Annotated in this window: 12 protein-coding genes and 1 pseudogene; 2 read left to right on the top strand and 11 right to left on the bottom strand. The window is 46.1% G+C overall.

Annotated elements, in window-relative coordinates:
- Window positions 1-2: 2 nt before the first annotated feature.
- The 10 genes and pseudogenes from AC1EK4_RS00450 to AC1EK4_RS00405 form a co-directional block, all read right to left on the bottom strand.
- A complete protein-coding gene (locus AC1EK4_RS00450; protein ID WP_062435560.1) occupies window positions 3-587 on the bottom strand; it encodes a GNAT family N-acetyltransferase in 585 nt (194 codons plus the stop codon).
- Window positions 588-704: 117 nt separating this feature from the next.
- Entirely contained in the window at window positions 705-1,652 is a 948-nt protein-coding gene (gene cysK, locus AC1EK4_RS00445; protein ID WP_036897471.1) for a cysteine synthase A, read from the bottom strand.
- A gap of 118 nt (window positions 1,653-1,770) precedes the next feature.
- Window positions 1,771-3,066 (bottom strand): O-acetylhomoserine aminocarboxypropyltransferase/cysteine synthase family protein, encoded by a 1,296-nt coding sequence (locus tag AC1EK4_RS00440; protein WP_062435562.1) that lies wholly within the window; start codon window positions 3,064-3,066, stop codon window positions 1,771-1,773.
- Between the two features lie 121 nt (window positions 3,067-3,187).
- Window positions 3,188-4,120 carry a PorV/PorQ family protein gene (locus AC1EK4_RS00435; protein ID WP_156431122.1) on the bottom strand — a complete coding sequence of 311 codons (933 nt, stop codon included), beginning with the start codon at window positions 4,118-4,120 and terminating at the stop codon, window positions 3,188-3,190.
- Between the two features lie 4 nt (window positions 4,121-4,124).
- On the bottom strand, window positions 4,125-6,989 hold the full coding sequence (locus AC1EK4_RS00430; RefSeq protein WP_480356581.1) for a S8 family serine peptidase: 2,865 nt from the start codon (window positions 6,987-6,989) through the stop codon (window positions 4,125-4,127).
- A 16-nt stretch (window positions 6,990-7,005) separates the two neighbouring features.
- Window positions 7,006-8,622 carry a DUF6850 family outer membrane beta-barrel protein gene (locus AC1EK4_RS00425; protein ID WP_062435569.1) on the bottom strand — a complete coding sequence of 539 codons (1,617 nt, stop codon included), beginning with the start codon at window positions 8,620-8,622 and terminating at the stop codon, window positions 7,006-7,008.
- Between the two features lie 5 nt (window positions 8,623-8,627).
- Window positions 8,628-11,327 carry a TonB-dependent receptor domain-containing protein gene (locus AC1EK4_RS00420; protein WP_480356579.1) on the bottom strand — a complete coding sequence of 900 codons (2,700 nt, stop codon included), beginning with the start codon at window positions 11,325-11,327 and terminating at the stop codon, window positions 8,628-8,630.
- 133 nt (window positions 11,328-11,460) lie between these two features.
- On the bottom strand, window positions 11,461-12,648 hold the full coding sequence (locus tag AC1EK4_RS00415) for a DUF4876 domain-containing protein (protein ID WP_062435572.1): 1,188 nt from the start codon (window positions 12,646-12,648) through the stop codon (window positions 11,461-11,463).
- A gap of 189 nt (window positions 12,649-12,837) precedes the next feature.
- Window positions 12,838-13,230, bottom strand: a pseudogene (locus AC1EK4_RS00410) (transposase); the annotation flags it as partial.
- A gap of 15 nt (window positions 13,231-13,245) precedes the next feature.
- Window positions 13,246-14,166 (bottom strand): DMT family transporter, encoded by a 921-nt coding sequence (locus AC1EK4_RS00405; protein WP_036897489.1) that lies wholly within the window; start codon window positions 14,164-14,166, stop codon window positions 13,246-13,248.
- Between the two features lie 111 nt (window positions 14,167-14,277).
- Here AC1EK4_RS00405 and AC1EK4_RS00400 point away from each other — a divergent pair, with 111 nt between their 5' ends.
- Window positions 14,278-15,093, top strand: coding sequence for an AAA family ATPase (locus AC1EK4_RS00400; RefSeq protein ID WP_062435576.1), 816 nt, complete (start codon window positions 14,278-14,280; stop codon window positions 15,091-15,093).
- 4 nt (window positions 15,094-15,097) lie between these two features.
- The gene (locus AC1EK4_RS00395; protein WP_480356576.1) at window positions 15,098-16,105 is read left to right on the top strand and encodes a DUF4435 domain-containing protein; all 1,008 of its coding nucleotides are present in this window, start codon (window positions 15,098-15,100) and stop codon (window positions 16,103-16,105) included.
- Window positions 16,106-16,215: 110 nt separating this feature from the next.
- Here the strand turns inward: AC1EK4_RS00395 and AC1EK4_RS00390 are convergent, their stop codons facing one another.
- Window positions 16,216-17,799: a sulfatase family protein gene (locus AC1EK4_RS00390; protein ID WP_062435578.1), complete on the bottom strand. Its 1,584-nt coding sequence runs from the start codon at window positions 17,797-17,799 to the stop codon at window positions 16,216-16,218.
- Window positions 17,800-17,860: the final 61 nt, after the last annotated feature.

The raw sequence follows: 17,860 nt of genomic DNA, 5'->3' as shown, positions 1-17,860 counted from the left end.
AGTTATCCTTTCGGGGATACTCGGAAAGTCAGATGTCTCATCTGATGACCTCCCCATGCTGAATCGTTAGCGTATTGGAATCCCACTCGCTTGTAAAGATGTTCTGCATGGGGATTTCCTTTGTCTACCAATAGTCCCACCAAAGGTATCTCCAAACTCTTGGCTCGGTCGATAGCGGCCTTTAATAGTAGGGTGGCTATACCTTGACCGCGATATTCTTGTCGCACACAGAGGCTGTCAATATAGAGCTCGCCAGATTCTGTCTCATCGTCCATATTACTGAAATCGCGACCAAAAGCATCTTTCGCCGCTTGTATAAAAGCCTTTCTTAACGAGTGGAGTTGTCCACCATCGTATGTAATACAAACTCCAATGATTTCCTCTTGAGCTGTAACAGCCACCAGCGCGTTGCGATAACTGTATTGACTATCGTCTCGTCGGATGAGCGAAATCATCATTTCTCTGAAATCATCGAGTGTATGTTCCGGTCCCGCAAAGTATTGACAACATTCAGTATTCATTGCTTCCATGATGAGTGGAGCTATCTGTGGTGCCATATCGGGGCTTGCTTGGTGTATCTGTATCATATTATAATAGGTGTATCAAAGTTATATCCATTTTTAGGATAAGCAAAGATACGAAAAAAAAGCGAGCCCTGTCAATAGGTACTCGCTTTTATTATAAAAGTCTCTGAATGTTTTTTCTTATAGAGGATATTCCTCGAAAGCGTAGAGAACGGTCGATAAATAGCGCTCTCCCGTGTCTGGTAACAGGGCTACGATGGTCTTACCTGCATTCTCTGGACGCTTGGCTATTTGTGCGGCAGCATAGGCAGCGGCTCCCGAAGAGATTCCTACGAGCAGACCGTCTTGCTGTGCTAGCTGTCTTCCGGTGCGGATAGCGTTGTCGTTTTCCACTTGGAACACCTCGTCAATGACTGCGGCGTTGTAGGTATCTGGGATGAAACCGGCACCTATACCTTGAATCTTATGAGGGCCGGGAGCACCTCCGCTCAGTACCGGAGAGTCTGTTGGTTCTACGGCTATCACCTTGACGTTGGGATTATGTTCCTTCAATCGCTTGCCAATACCCGATATAGTACCGCCTGTTCCCACGCCGGCTACGAATATATCCACCTTTCCGTCGGTCTGATTCCAAATCTCTTCACCCGTCGTCTCATAATGTTTCTGTGGGTTGGCAGGATTGATGAACTGGCCAAGAATTACAGCTCCCTCTATTGAATCGCGCAGTTCCTCGGCTCTCTTGATAGCTCCTTTCATACCATCCTTGCCACTGGTGAGTTCTACTTTGGCGCCGTAAGCCTTCACGAGGTTGCGACGTTCCACACTCATCGTTTCGGGCATGGTGAGGATAAGTTTGTATCCTTTCACGGCAGATACCAATGCCAAGCCCACACCGGTGTTTCCACTGGTTGGTTCGATGATGGTTGCACCGGGTTTCAAGATACCTTTCTTCTCGGCATCTTCAATCATGGCGAAGGCTATACGGTCTTTTACACTGCCGCCGGGATTGAAAGATTCTACCTTGGCAATGATGGGATTGCCGAGTCCGTTGGCTGTTGAAAACTTGTTAAGTTGTACAAGTGGAGTCTGACCGATAAGGTCAGTTATTTGTTTTACGATGTTTGACATAATGCTGTATTTTAATTGTTGTGATATTCTTATAACGTTATTTTGTCGTATTATTGTATTTTGCAGAGAGTCATTTGGAGTTTCTTTATTCGACTCTCTAGCGATTTCTTGTCTTATTTTATGCTACGTAGTCGAACGCTTCGTCCAGTGCATCAATGAGATCTTCCACATGTTCGGTACCGATACTGAGTCGGATGGTCGATGGATAGATGTGCTGTTCGTTCAATTCCTGTTCCGATAGTTGTGAATGGGTGGTTGTTGCTGGGTGGATTACGAGCGATTTCACGTCAGCCACATTGGCCAGTAGCGAGAAAATACGCAGATGGTCAATAAAAGCCCAAGCCGCTTCTTGTCCGCCCTTTATCTCGAATGTGAAGATAGAACCGCCTCCATAGGGGAATAACTTTGTATAAAGTGCGTGGTCGGGATGGCTTTCCAGCGCTGGATGGTTGACGCGTTCTACCTTCGGATGAGTTGCCAAATACTCCACAATCTTCTTTGTATTGTAGGTGTGGCGCTCCACACGAAGACTCAATGTCTCCAATCCTTGCAATAGAAGCCATGCGTTGAATGGCGAGATGGCTGCTCCGGTGTCGCGTAAGAGCACTGCCCGGATGCGAGTAACAAAAGCTGCTGCACCGGCTACGTCGGCAAATACGGCTCCATGATAGCTGGGATCAGGCTTGCCCAGTGATGGGTATTTGTCGGCATTGCTTTTCCAGTCGAATCTTCCACCGTCTACAATGACACCTCCAAGCGAACTTCCATGTCCACCGATAAATTTCGTTGCTGAGTGCACCACGATGTCGGCACCGTGCTCAAGCGGACGAATTAAGTAGGGCGTTCCGAACGTATTGTCTACGATAACCACTGTGTTATGCTTGTGAGCTATTTCGCTGATGCGGTCGATGTCGGTGACGCTGGCATTTGGATTGCCGAAAGTTTCGAGGATTATGGCTTTGGTATTCTCCCTGAAAGCGGCATCTATCTCTTCTAAGTTCGATGGGTCGACCACTGTAGCCGATACACCTTGAGTGCTCAGCGTGTGCTGAATCAAGTTGAATGTTCCGCCGTAGAGGTTGTTGGCTGCTATGATATGGTCGCCATTACGAGCTATATTTTGCAGTGAGTAAGCGATGGCTGCTGCTCCCGATGCTACTGCCAATCCTGCCACACCACCTTCGAGTGCTGCCACACGAGCCTCGAAAACTCCTTGGGTAGAATTGGTGAGACGACCATAGATGTTTCCGGCATCGCGCAAACCGAAACGGTCGGCTGCATGCTGTGCATCGTGGAACACGTAAGAAGTTGTCTGGTAGATTGGCACAGCGCGTGAGTCGGTCACGGGGTCGGCCTGTTCTTGGCCTACATGCAGTTGCAATGTCTCAAAGTGTAGTCTCTTCTCGTTGCTCATAATAGCTTCCTTTCTTTTGTTAGTTACTTTTGTATTTATCCAACACCAGGAGCTCGACTTCGGCACAAACTCCTCAAGACATGAAATACGGTGGTATAGAGAGTTTAAGAAGCGGATATTGTCAAATATTCACTCCAATCCCAACCATGTACATCTTGCCAACATTGGCCGTGATCGGTGTCTTTATGGCAGTCTCGATCGTTATCTTTCCCAATCTCGTACCTAATCCGTATGCCATATAGTTATCTTCGTCTCCCCAATGGGTACCCATTCTTAAGCTAAGATAACGGCATACGCTGTAGGCTGCGCCCATCGAGAAGGTGTAGCTGCTTTTGACGCGTCCATTGCCCACATAGGCTCCAGATTCTACAGCGACAGTAAGTTTTTGGTTGCCCCATGTTGGTAAAGAGATGTTTCCGCCTATATATACGAGTGGGGTAAGCATTTTGGTGGTGTTCTGATAGCTGTAAAAGCCAACGTCTCGGATTCCCAAGGCGGCGGTATATGCCATGTTGTGCCAATGTGAGGAGTAGGCTGCACCTGTGCTCAGCGCACAGCCATTCGTAGTCAACAATGTCCTCTCGCTCATCAGTGCCGCCGTGGCATATACGGACAGGCTGCTGTTTAGTTGCAAGGCGTATCCCATGTCGAATGAGAAGCTACGCATGCATTTCCCGTTTCCAGGCACCTGGTTCATGTCTTTATCCACGTTTTGTTCCAGCTTGCCCATGTCAAGGTATCGCATTCCTACGCATATAGCCTGTTTTTCACGTCGCCAAGTCATGGTGAGCGTGTGCCATGTGTAGTTGTTGACGTGCTCGGCATTGTCAATGTAACCAAATTGATAGTCAGCTCTCATAGACGTATCTTCCGTCATGAAAATATTGGATGGCTGTGTGTAGACGTAGCAACCGCCATCTCGCAAAGTTGTAGTCTCGCCCATACTAAGGGAGTGGGGTGATGAGGGTAGGTCTGTGATGGGAAAAGGTCGGCCTTGCGCCATCGCGTGGCATGAGACGAGGCATCCGACTACGATGAGGAGATATTTATTCATGGAGTTAGTTTTTAACGAACATTTCTTGGTAGGTCTTGCCTTGGCAGGTTATGTAGAGCGTGTATTGCCCCACCGTGAGGCTTGACACATCCATTGAATAAGTGCGCTTGTCGGCATCTAATGAAGAAGTGTCAAAAGCGTTAGCTTTAACCAGTTTACCCGCCACATTCCTTATTTCCCACTTTACATGGCCATCAATGGTATCTCCCACCTTGAGATATAACGTTCCAGTGGTCATCGTGGGAAACAAACTGTATATACCTTCATTCCGATATACAAACACGTCGAAGGTCATCGTGCAGCTCTGTCCGTGCTTGTCAGTGGCTTTTATGTGTATTTGTCGCTGTCCCCACGTGGAGCCCATCACGTTCATACGACCATCTTTGACGGAGATATCTGTTCCCTGGTCTTCACTGTTCATTAGTTCGTATCGAACTGAGTTCACGTCTTCGTCGTCCGTTATTTCGCGTAAATCAATTTGTGTGCACTCACCCAACCGCAGTCGTATTTTCTGCGCCTGACTCTTCATCGAGGGGACTTTATCTGCCACCACCTCTATGATGAATTGATAGGAACTCTTGGCGCCAAGCTCGTCTCTTGCGCTAACAATGACTGGATAAACGCCCGGCATGTAATGTTTGGCCTCTATGCGTATATTTACCCCGGATTTAGTATGGACGATGCGCAATCTATCAACAGTACTGAAGGCCACAGTCCATTTATGGTTCTCAGGGTCTTCGATGCGCAGCGTGATGTCTTTGGTGTCATTGCCGGCTAACGTTATGCGCTCGCTTTCAATGTCTGGCGTGATTTGTGGTGGTGTATTGTTGAGCGTTGCAATGCTGTTTGGCAACACAGTCAAAGTCGATTGGTGTCCATTCCTCGCCTCTGCCAATATGCCAAAATAATATTTTGTGTTGTTATCCAAATGCGTGATGGCATATTGAAACACTTGGTTGTCTGTGGCAAATTGGGCAGGAATGTTGTACGCTTGGACATCCTTGTTGGTGTAATTGACTGTTGTAATGGGATTTTTGGAACAGTAGAGCACATATTTTTGTAATGAGCCATCAGCCCCATTGTTTTTTGATGTCCACGCCAGCCTTATTTTACCATAATCGGGTGTAGCCTGATTGACAAGGAAAAAGGGTGTTGCGGGAGTTGTGTCGTGGTCGTAATCGGCCAGTGCCACGAGTGCGTCGGCATAGCCACTGCCCATGGAGTTGCGATATGTCTCGGTTAAATACTTGTTGTAATCTATTGGGCGAACACCTGTCAATAGTCTTTCCCTAAGTTGTTTGGCGGTGAAATGCCCGTTGCCGTATTTAGAAACGATAAGTGCCGCAATGGCCGACACGTGTGGTGTGGCCATTGACGTGCCTTGCATATAGGCATAGCCTCCATTGGGATGAGCTGTGGTGGCAGGCACGGTGCTCAATATGGCAGACGTGGGCTGGCCGTCCTGCAACGGATAAAGCCCATTTACTGGTTTTGAACCACCTGGTGCCGAGATGTCGGTCCACGAACCATAGTTGGTGTACCAAGATGCACTAAAATCGGGGTTGAAAGATGATACCGACACCACGGACGATTCCGCCGAAGGCATGCTGGGGGCGGATGTGGCATCGTTACCGGCAGCAAATACCACCAATCCACCTTGCATCAATGGTTTGTCGGTCTTGTCGCCACCTGCGTAGGTGTTAAAATAATGGATGGCATCTTTAATAACTTGTGGCGTTTGTTTCATAATGCGATCGTATCCCCATGAGTTTTGGCTGATTATCGCTCCGTTATTGGCACCATATACTATTGCCGCCGCTTCGCGGTTGCGGTCTCCCGTGCCGATGGTTTCCGAGGAGTGTTTGTCAGATGGGTCGTAATTGGGATTGTTTCTGAATATCTGACAGCATATCAGTCTGACCCCCGTGTCGGGATTACCATTGCCTCCTGCTATGCCGCTGATGCCCTTTGCGTTGTTGTTGCGAGCGGCGATAATCCCCGCGACATGCGTAGCGTGTCGCGTGGGAGTAATGAGCGCAGTGTCTTCCGTAAAGTTATAACCGTACACATCGTCTATATATCCATTATTATCGTCGTCAATGCCATTGCCTGGTATTTCATTTTTGTTAATCCAAATGCTTCCTTGCAAATCTTCATGATGAATGTCTATGCCACCATCCACAACGGCAACGACCACTGACGGGTCGCCGGTTGTTTGCCGCCAAGCCGCTTCGGCATTGATGTCGGCATGTGCAATACTACTTGTGATGCGCTTTCCCGTACCGTCGGTATAATTCCCTATATTGCCATTGTTATGTAGATTCCACTGTTTGTCGTACAAGGGGTCGTTAAAATATGTGCTCTCGTTTGCTTGTGTCTGAGAGTTGTCATCGCTTGGTATGTATTCAGAGTTTTCCAAAACAGCATGGTAAGCAGGCTCGGTATAGTCTGCGATAGATTCTAATTGATTTTGGGTAGCAGCCCTTGTTCCACACGTTTTGGTGCTGTCCATGGCGACGGAGTACCATGTGTTGAGCGCGGCGGCTCGTTGCCTAGGCTCATCCTTTCCGACAAAGGGAAAGATACGATCTATCTTATTGGCTCCGACATCATGCAAATATTTATCCAGCAAGTCACTTCCTGTTGGTGTGGACAGCGTGTTTTTTGAGTTATCTATTTGCTGTATGATACATGCTTTTAGCTTGATATTAAGCCTATTAGGTATTATAGAGACATTACGCGATTCCGTTTGACTTGTCAGATCGGTGTTAGTTATCGTGTCGGTGCATGCCGTAAAGGCGACAATGGCTGTTGCTGCCAATAACTGTTGGGCAATATGAAAGCTGTATGTTATGCTGTTTGAGAACATGATACAAGTATAAGAATTAGAAGAAGTAGAACAAACTACAGTGCATTGCTGTTATTTTTCGATAGTCAGAGCGCATGTAGGACAAGGTTGTTTTGATGCCGAACCATTGCCTTCCTTTTAGGTTTCGGGCATAGCCCATACGCATCGAAAAACGTTGTGCGTTCTCTCCACGCAGCAAATAGGGTGTGTAGGCATGGGCATCGACAAACTTGTCGAAAGGAATGGGCACCGAATAATAATTTTTTATTCCCTGCCGCATGTCGAGAAGAAAGTCTGCCACAAGACTGTTTCTAGTGTTGCTCATAGCATAGCCGGTGCCAAGCGATGGAGAAAATGAGTGATTGGTTATCTTCATTCGTGGCGAAACATAACTCTCTTGGTAACCATAATAGTTAGCTGCCGCCATCATGTATACCTGATGCTTTATGGACAAAGGCAGAATGTACTTGGCACGTAGGTCTACAGACTGGCTCCGAGCTTTATATAGCTGTCCGCTTCCCACTTTTTTCGCATCATAAATGTATTGCTCTTTATTTTGTATTTGGTTTTCGTAGATATTTTCCACACCTTTTTTGATATTTTCGTTGCCCATCAATTGTATGTGCAAGGATGAGCTTTCGAACCGTCTGTCCAGTACTACTTGTTGGCTGAACCTGTGGGTGTGAAGTTCGAATAGGTTTTTGAACGAAGTCTCCTCAGTGCAGGCGTGGCGGTAATTGTATGACAGATGGGTGGCAACGGCCCATTCGTCTTCAGTTTTCCCGTCTCTTTGCCAGAGCATTTCGGTCGTAACCCCTTCTGTTTTTTGTGTCCTTCCGTATGCCAACGTGCCTTTGCTCTCCTGACGATGCCATTGCCCAAATCCATAAAACTGGAAAAAACGTATGCCATCTGACACTGTGTTGGCCGATATGGACTGCCTGTTTAGCTCGGGCGTTACTTTGATGGCGTAAAGATTTTGGCGGTGAACGTATGCCATGTTTAGTCCCAATGTTAACCAATAAGAGTAATTTGACTGCTTGGGGTTGTCCGGACGTGACTGCGCAATGCCTTCATATAGGGCATCGATGCCATAGTAGAGCCTGCCCAATCGGAAGCCGTAGCCACCTTTAAGATAATAAACTTCTTGGCGCAGCCATCCCTTGGACAGAGTGTCACCTACAAAATAGGGTTTGTAAAGTTCTGGTTGGGTGGCATAATTATATGTCACACCGTCTTTGCCACGGTATATGTAAGTCGCGTTTCCGAATATGGTACCATAATTGGTGCGGTATGTTCCTGATGCAGCAATGTCTCCATCAAAGAGTTTGCATCCATTGTACGACAGGTATTTACCCGATGTATTGACATGGTTAATGCTTGATTTGAGTATATTGACATTATTGCGACGGCAGCTTTTAAAGTAAGTGCTGCTATCGTTGAGCGATTGCATAAATTGAAAGAGCGCGGCATTCTCACGCATAAGATATACAGCGCTGTTCTCAATATCAGTATTATGAAATGGCATTGGCTCAACATAGGGGGAACTGGCCAACCTGTCTCCACTCAACAGATAGGTTAAGTTGTTCTGCGCGAAAATATTTTGAACGCTAATAGATAGCAACAAGCCGATAATGTAAATAGGTATTCTCATATTGCTTAAAAAAAGTTGACCGTGAGTTCTGCGCCAAAGAATGGTTTGTGCCAGCTTCTCGTCGTTTGATAATATGCATTTACATATTTAGGATTAATCTGTATAATATTGTTGGCGAAGAACGAAAGTTTGAACGAGCGCCCCATCTCCTTTGTCAATTTTATATTCCATAGAAGCGAGACGGGAGCCTTGTTTACGTTGTACCGAGCACCTGTAAATTCGCGTTTGAGCGATTGGAGTATTGGATTTCGTTCCAATTCTTCATAGCGAAAACGATGAATGACACCATCACAATCGAGGTAATTTGCCGGATATATATCGACATCCTTACCTAATCTGCTTTTAGTGAACCATACGGTCTGTATAAAATTGGTAAAGATGAGTTTCCATTGGGGTAGCCTTGTGTTAATCCACATGTTGGTATTGAGGCTTGATGCATATTTTTTCTCAAATCCATCGTACAGTCCCACGTAGGGATAAGGCTTGTCGTCCTGGATAGTGCCTGGCCAATACATGACAGGAACACCATCGGTATAGATGGTATGATAGTAAGCGCCATTGACCTCTATGTCTGACTTTATTGCAGTTAGGGTGGGAATGTGTATTCGGTATTCCAATCCTTTTTTGATTACTTTCGCGCTGTTTTTGGGCATTCGATTAGATAAAAAAGAGTGCATGGTCCGAGAGAGGAAGTCTTGGCGCGAGGGTTTTGTGCTAACAGGATGTTTCAATTGATAATAATAGGTATATGTCACTGGCTCGTATTGCGTGAAGTATTCGATGCCATCGCTTATCTCTTCATGAAACGCCGACAGGTTTATTTTCCATCCATGACAAGAAAAGTCGTAGCCTATTTCCCACTTTTTGTTTTTGTTTTCATGCAGATGCGGATTGGAGGGGTCGGCCATATGCGTGTCAAGTATGAGACGTCGCTTGCTCTCGTCATTGAAGTAGGCGTTCATAACCATCAAATCATGGTATACCTTATCAGGGTACAGATAGTCGGCAGAGGGCAGCTTGTTTTCAACTCCATATCCTATGCGAAACGTGTTTTGCGTATGATGAGACCCTGCTATGGTATAAGCCAATTGTATGCGAGGCTCTAACAACGGTTTGCCGTGCAGGTCATAATATTGTGGAAGATTGAGCATCATGGCCTCTCTAACGCCTATGCGCATGTTAACCTCGTTGCGTCGTGCCTGAAAACGCAATGTCATCTCTGCAAACGCAGCCTGATTGACCAATGCGGGGATGTCGCTGTTCTTGCGCGGACGTATGAAACTGCTTGTTGGAAATAGAGGACGTTGAGGGTTCATAATCGTTCCGTCTCCTAAGTTTTTGGTATAATTCAGAGAGGACCCGAGTAACAGGTTGTAGTTTAGGTGTTTGCTCCACTTACCAAATTTTTGTCCACAAAGTTGTGCGAATGTATTGATAGGACGATTGATAATTTCATAATATGTGTCGTAGGTAGATGGCAGGAAGATTCCGTCGTGCTCACCTTCGCCATAAGACTGTGGCATGGGAGTGACAGAGTGGTTGACAACATGCTTGTGATGTTCCAATTTGTTGTTGGTATAGTCTGTCGACGTCACCAATTCTATATAGTCAATCCATGGTAGTTCGAGAGCCATCTTCAGTTTGGCAGAGAAGTCAAGGCGTTGGTATAAAGTGTTATATTTCTCCTGATAAGCCTTAATCAATGCATCTGTCTTGTCGTTGTTGAATGATGTCACACAGCTTCCGCGCATGTTTAAGTCTATGGTTTTGCCCCACCACTGACGTTTGTTGTTATAATTGAGTTGTGTTGTGACGCGGTTGTACGCTCCGCGCGTGTCGGCAATATCTGCGGCAGACTGCACAATATCTGCGCCAATATATAGCGTTCCCAACTGTTCCGACAACAAAAAGCCCTTGCCAACATATGCCAATTTGTTTAAAGGGTCAAACTTAGCTCTTATCCTTAATGGGCTTTTGCCTTGCTTCAAATCTATTTTGATAGCTCCAGAGCTAAGGTTGCCTTCTTTGGCCGACGATATTCCTCGTGTTACCGTGATGCGTTCGATATGGTCTGTGGATATGGTTCGCAGGTCTATCCCGGTGTTGGCAGTCACATTGCCGTTAGGGTCAGCCATGGAAGATCCTGTCAGTCCGCTCAGCTGTATACGCATGCCATCATTTTGTATGGGCACTCCATTGATAGAAACGCCCATTCCAAAGGCCGTGGCAAGGTCTGTTCCTACCTGCCGAGAGCTGATAAGTGTGTTGTTTTGAATGTTATTGCTGCCCATCTTTCCACCTGGCAACAATACAAAAATATCATTCAAAGACGTGGGTTGTATGTATTCTAAGGCTTCTTGGTTGATTGTGGCCTCACTTCCAATTTTGCTATTATATTTGGCGGTGACAGTAAAGTCGCGTAGCGTGACACTCTGTTCGACCATCGCAACATTCAGAGACGCGGTGCCTGCCTTGACGCTTATCTCTTGTGTGGCGTAGCCCATGCATGAAATTCTGAGTCGGTAATCACCACTAAAGGCATGGTGAAAGACATACTTCCCCTGTACATCAGCCATAACGCCCTTGTCAATTTCTATAGCGTAGACGCTGGCAAAACTCACGGGTTGCATGGTCTTGGTATCGTATATTTTGCCTTGTAGGATGTTTTGTGCTAGTGAAACAGACGCGATACTTAACTGAAGCACAAGGGAAAGAAGCAATTTGTAACGCATAAAGATTAGAAACAATATATGTAAACGACACTAAGACGCATGCGTAATGCACCTTAGTGTCGTCGTTTAGTGCAGCTGATAAAGGGTTGCACGCTCTATCAGATGTCTATTTTTTGATATAGTTTTTCTGCCCATTGGCTATAACAACAAAGTCGTCAGAGCTGTTGTTGGTATCTTGCAGATAACCTTTTTCGGCCGTTTTACGTTGTACGAACAGACCTTTGAAACCGCCCATCATGCCCGGTGTGTCGTCAATCAATACGGCACCGCGATCAATGTTATTTGGCAGAGCCTTGTGAACGAGCGACTCCTTGGCACCAATCTCAACACCATCGATGATAGTATTGGTAGGAAGAATAACATAATCTTGCTTTTTGTTCGTATAAGCATTGGGGTTGTTCATTGCCACCTTGTTCTCATTGCAATATTGAGTAGCGTCTTCTTTTGTTTTTACAAGCATAATAGAGATACCTCCTCCATATCCCCATTGAAAGGCTTGAAACGTAGAAAAGTTTACAATCATATTGTCTACTTCTGGATTATCAACTGTCATGGCATATTGATGGGGAACAAAAAGCTCGAAGTTGGCTCCTGTTAAATTACGCGCTTTTGCTTTCTTTCCACCTTCGCTATGGTCTACGGCCGAGTGCGCAATGACTATACTTTGGCCGGGCTGCACGAGGTGTTCACGCCCTTTGCCGGGAATAGTGTAAAGCTGGCTGATGACAATTTTGTCCTTTTTAAGGTATTCGGCCATTTCTCCTGCTTCTGAATCATTAGGATCCGCGGCAATCGCAACACTTAGACCGTCTGCGTATAATGGTTGGTTGCTGATATTTTTAATGGTGAGATATTCTTCATAATAGTTTCGGTCGTATGCTCCATCGTTTGAGGAACAGTTGAAAAACAGTTCGTCCAAGACAAAGGTCTTAGCCAAAGTCTCAAAAATTGGTTTAACGGCAAGTTTCAGCTCTGCGTTCTTTTGGCTAAGCGTATAGTTGTCTACTGCACCATACATGGTACAGGCACCATTCTCCGCATCTTCGACTACCACTTTGTATGTACCCTGTGGCAGTGTTGTCGTGGCAATCCCTTTGTCGTTGACGGTAGCCGTAGTCATTGCTCCCGATTTTTGTTCGGTTAGTTTAACCTGAAACTTAGCGTACATGGAAGCGTCATTTACGCCTTCAATTTGTATGGATAGCGCACACAACTGATCTTGCTCATCTTCCGAACATGAATATAGCGTAATAAAGGAAAGTATGGCAATGAACATCCATAATAGCTTTTTCATTCTTAAATAATTTTAAAGGTTTGAATATGTATGACAAAATATTGCTTACAAAGATATAAGTAATAACTCTCTGCTACAATACCTAATAATAGGTATTTACTAATATTACTGTCCGCTAAACATAAAAATCCTCATCCCAACTCATTGATACATAGGAGTTAGGATGCTTTCAAGTTATTGACAAGCCCCCTATTCGTTTTCTGTTACCCCTGGCGGTGATTCAGCCGCTGCTTCAAGCATTAGTTTCATGTCCGCATCCGGCATATTGAAGAAATTATTCAAGTTGAGGTATTCCATAAGTACAATGCGCACCATAGTTGCCAGCCCGGAGAAACTCCACCGCCTCTGTAATGAGCTTTGCAGAAGTGACAGTAATAGATTGGCAATGAGTGTGACCCATACTTGAATCTTTATGGCGTTGGCACTCTCCCCATAGAAGTTTCTAAGCGGGAAATCTTGCTTTATCTGTTTGAAGAGAGACTCTATCTGCCACCTCCTGCGGTATATGGCTACGATAGTCTCCATGGGCATGTCGAAGTCGTTGGTTAGCAAAGACACCAGTTTCGGTATCTTTCCCTTCTTGATGTCTGTTAATTCTTATTTTTCCTCTGTCACCGTGGCGTCTCGCTTGGATTTCGATTTCGTAACGAGCCAGACGCCAGTGAAGACGAGGATAACGGCTAAGCCTTGTGACCATTTAAATACGGCGATACCGGCCAAAACACTCACCGAAACCGATACTAACGGTTGCACATAGTTGTAGATACTCACCACCGTAGGGCGCAAAATGCGTTGTCCAATCATCGTTAGTATATAGCTAAAATACGTTCCGAAGAATACCACGAAGCCCACTTCCAACCATGTTTTTGTTGCTATGGCGTTCCAATCGGTTTGCATCACGTGATGACCGGAAAAAGGTAGAATCATGATAGCGGCCCATAAAAACATCCATTTGTTGATGGTGAATACTGAATATCGCTTGATAAGTGGGTTGAACAGGCTCAGATAGAGGGCAAAAGACAACTGTGCCCCCATACAAAGCAGGTCACCTCGGATGTCACCAACCTTGGAACTGGCTGCCGTCATGCTCGTTAAGATTAATATCAGAGCACCAATACACCCCAGTAACACACCTCCCACCTTTTTAGGAGTGATAGGCTCGTGCAGGATAACGAATGAGAGTATCATGGCAAAGATGGGCATTGAGGTGGTCATGATGCTGGCATTGCTGGGCGAAGTGATGCTTAATCCGATGGTGTAGCAGCATTGATTGCACACCAAACCGAACAATCCGGCACCTGCAAACCGCAGGATGTCGCGCAAGGGCACGTGTTCGTATGTCGTAAACAAGGATGTTATCCAAAACAAGATGGCTCCGCCCAATACACGGAAAGATACCAAATCTATTCCATCTATCCCATGTAGCATGGCATCTTTGCCTATCGGGGCCATCAATCCCCAAAATGTGCATGCGCCAAGCATGCTCAGATGGGCAATAAGTGGTTTGTTGTTTGTCATCGCTATAACTATATATTAAAAAGCGTTGCAAAAGTACGAATTTATTAGGAGCCTCTGTCGCGTGATGGAATATTTTTGCTAAATTTGTAGTAAACCAATTATGAGACTGTTATGTCTAAATACGCAGACTACATAGAGCAAATAGAAATCGAGTCATTGTGGAGTGGTGTGAAGCACGTTGTGTGGAATTTGGATCGTCGGGTGAACATCCTTAGTGGTGTGAACGGAGTGGGTAAGAGCACCATCTTGAACAAAGTGCTGAAAGGATTGAGCAGTGGAGGCGAGTTTCCCAGCCATATGCTCAAGGGCGTCAGGCTGAAAGTATCGCCCGTAGATGCCCGTTGGATACGTTATGATGCCATCCGTTCGTTCGATAGACCGCTGTTGAATCTAGACAGTGTGGCCAAGATGGAGGTGTCGCTTGCTACCGAACTCGACTGGCAACTGTTCCAATTGCAGCGTAAGTATCTCGATTATCAAGTGAACATAGGCAATCGTATCATCCAAACCTTGCAGAGCTGTGAACCCAATAGCGCTGAACAGGCGCAAGCATTCTCGGCTCCCAAAAAGCTGTTTCAAGACATGATAGACAGTCTGTATGCCGAAACGGGCAAGACCATCGTGCGTACCGAGAACGAGATACGGTTCTCACAATTGGGTGAAACACTCGTGCCTTACCAACTATCCAGTGGTGAGAAGCAGATATTGTGTATCTTGTTGACTGTCTTAGTGGAAGATAATCAGCCCTATGTACTCTTCATGGACGAGCCGGAAGTGAGTCTCCATTTCGAGTGGCAGAAGCAGTTGATAGACCTAATCCTAAAATTAAACCCCAATATACAGATTATCATGACCACTCATAGTCCTGCCGTCATCATGAACGGATGGATGGAACATGTGACCGAAGTGACCGATATAACCTTGTAAGCCTATGCCTAACCGTCTCAGTGCGAACATTAATTCGCAGTATTTTCGTGCGGCCAACCAGCTTACAGCCAAGCATGCACGCCGCAAGATAGCCGTTTATGTGGAGAGCTACGACGACATTTACTTTTGGCGCACGGTGCTTGGTGACTTCGAAGACGACACACGCTACTTTGAAATCATGCTTCCCTCGCGCGGTAGGCATTTGGAACGCGGCAAGAAGGCGGCCATCTCGAAGTTGCTAGAGGGAGTAGGGAGCGACATGATAGCGTGTGTGGACGCCGATTACGACTATCTGATGCAAGGGGCATCTCCGGCTTCTCAGCAAATGATGGAGAATCCTTACATCTTCCATACCTATGCTTATGCCATCGAAAACCTACAGTGCTATGCGCCATCGCTTCATAATGTGTGTGTGGCGGCAGTACTTAACGACCGGATGCTCTTCGATTTTGAGGCCTATTTAGCTACATATTCAGAGATTATATTCCCTCTCTTTGTTTGGAATATATGGTTTTATCGTAGTACACATTACCACGATTTCACCCTAACTGACCTCAATGCAATTATTGATATTGGTGATTTTCGCCTGCGGAATGTAGAGAGAGGATTGGACAACTTGCGGAAAAAGGTGGGGCGTAAGGCCGAAACTTTCCGCCATGCTTTCCCTGATGCCAAGGAAAGTTACCTACAGGTGAAGAACGACTTGAAGGCTTTGGGTGTCACACCACAGACCACCTATCTTTATATACAGGGGCATCACCTCTTCGATAGAGTTGTGGTTCCAATGCTCAACTCCGTTTGTCATCAGCTTTACAGGGAACGTGAAGACGAGATACGTAGGGAGGCTATCCACAACACACAGTATCGTACGGAGATAGCAGCATACGATGGGAGCACCGGAAACATAGCTGATTTATTGAAGAAGAATACGGGTTACAGGCAGTCGGAGCCTTTCAAGCGTATTCAAAGAGATATAGATGCCTATTTGGAAGGGCTTGTTTCTCACCCATAGCGTTTTACTTGGATTTACTGAAAAGCCCTCGCAGCATTGCTGCGAGGGCTTTTCAGTATTGTTGCCGAGGCTCAACAACGATGTTGCCAAGCCTCGGCAGCAATTTCATATTACTGTACTTGCTTCGGAAGAGCTACTCCTTGGTAAGCTTTGTTGCGCTCTTTACGAAGAATAGTCTGCATATCGAAGAGTGTTTCTGGGTTCTTGTTTGCCAGATTTTGTTGTTCTGATACATCGCTATGTATATTGTATAGCTGTGGCGTAGCAAGGTAACCGCTCTCAGCATCGCCTGCCCATTTGATGATAGGTTGGCCATCGCTCGCTTCGATATACTTCCAATTGTGAGTTCTGATAGACAGTGCGTGGTTGGAAGCTTGCTCTACTACCCAAGGACGACCGACGGTGTCGTCGCCTAAGAAAGTAGACATATAGTTGTGACTATCGGGAGCACTGCCTTGCGGAAGAGTTGCATTGACGAGCGATGCAAGCGAACCCATCAAGTCGATGTGCGATAATAGTGCTGTAGAAGTCTGATTTCCTTTGATTTTTCCTTGCCAGCTGACGATGAACGGAACGGCTGTTCCACCTTCGAATGTGCTGTACTTGTTACCACGCCAAGGACCTGCTGGACGGTGACCGTTGAGCAATTCCTTCGCTTGGTCTACATATCCGTCGTCAAGAATAGGACCGTTGTCGCTTGTAAGGATGACAATGGTGTTGTCGGTAAGCCCAAGTTTGTCGAGTGTTTGCATGATTTGACCCACCGACCAGTCGAATTCTACGATGGCATCACCGCGTAATCCCATGCCACTCTTGCCGCGGAAACGGGCATTCGGAAACCGAGGAACATGCACGTCGTTGGTTGCAAAGTACATGAAGAAGGGTTCTTTCTGGTGGTTTTGAATGAAATTGATAGCGTGAGAGGTAATAGAGTCGGCAATATTTTCGTCTTTCCAAAGTGCCTTACCACCACCTTTCATATAGCCGATACGGCCGATACCATTCACGATAGACATGTCGTGCCCCATGCTGGACTTCAAGTTGTAGAGCAATTCGGGATTGTCTTTGCCTGTGGGTTCGCCCGGAAAGTTTTCCTTATAACTTACGAAAATAGGTGCCGAAGGGTCGTGGTTGACCACCTTTCCGTCCTCGATGAATACGCAGGGAACGCGGTCGGCCGTGGCAGCCATGATGTAGTGATAGTCGAATCCAAGGTCGCCCAGACTTTGGGGAAGCGGCGCATTCCAGTCTTGTGTGCCTGCTTGGTCGCCCAAACCTAGGTGCCATTTGCCGATGGCAGCAGTGCTATAGCCACGGCTTTTGAACATATCGGCAAGTGTAAATTGGCTAGGATGGATTATCATTCCGGCATTGCCGGCAGCAATATCGGTGTCGGGACGACGCCAAGCGTATTCGCCTGTCAGCAACGAATAGCGTGAGGGAGTGCTGGTAGAAGCGATAGCATGACCGTCGGTGAATCTGATTCCGCAGCCGGCGAGGCGATTGACATTAGGTGTCTTTACGTTTTTGGCACCGTAACATTCCAAGTCTCCGTAGCCCAAATCGTCGGCTACAATGAGTATAACGTTTGGACGTTGAGGGTCTACAGTTTTCTTTCCCCGGTTGTTGGCTGCATTAGCGACTTGCGCTGAAGACGCCAACAACAAGGCACATGATAAATAAGTCCTATTCATTTTTGCTGTTTAGATTATTTGGATTATTGGGTATCTGGGTACAAAGTTAATTAATAAAGTT

This window comes from Prevotella sp. C0026C3, from assembly GCF_056590795.1.
The sequence above is the reverse complement of the archived record's forward strand: the minus strand, read 5'-3'. Positions and strand labels throughout refer to the sequence as shown.